The organism is Gardnerella sp. CCPDSM (assembly GCF_056754715.1).
In genome coordinates, this window is the sequence record NZ_JBQEQO010000062.1 from 1 (window position 1) to 516 (window position 516).

The window sequence follows — 516 nt, forward strand, 5'->3', positions numbered from 1 at the left end:
CGGGCATCCGGTGCTTCGCTGGAATATGGATAACATTTTCATCCGCACTGATCCTGCAGGAAATATTAAATGCGATAAGGAAAAATCAACCGAGAAAATCGACGGTGCTATCGCCACCATCATGGCACTTGACCGTGCTATCAGATGCGGTAATGCGAACACTCAAAGCGTGTATGACGCTCGAGGAATCCTATTCATGTAAGGAGGTGGGTCATGAATATTTTCAGTAAAATTTTTAAGAGTAGAGATAAGTCTGAAAACAGGATGTTAGGCGGCGGTTATCGTTTCTTAATGGGCGCTTCCTCGTCCGGTAAGAGGGTGAATGAGCGTTCTGCGATGCAGATGACGGCTGTCTACTCGTGTGTGCGTATTTTGTCTGAAGCGGTGGCGAGTCTGCCGCTTCACGTGTATGAGCGGACGAGTACGGGTACGGCTAAAGCTGTTAAACATCCTTTGTATAAGGTGCTTCATGATGAGCCGAATCTTGAGATGACAAGCTTCGTGTTTAGAGAAACA

2 protein-coding genes are annotated in these 516 nt (G+C 46.7%); both read left to right on the top strand.

Annotated elements, in window-relative coordinates:
* The coding region (locus ACTJLE_RS06515) for a terminase TerL endonuclease subunit (protein ID WP_481267909.1) at window positions 1–202 on the top strand (202 nt) is incomplete at its 5' end.
* 11 nt (window positions 203–213) lie between these two features.
* A partial coding sequence (locus tag ACTJLE_RS06520) for a phage portal protein (protein WP_481267910.1) occupies window positions 214–516 on the top strand: 303 nt, incomplete at its 3' end.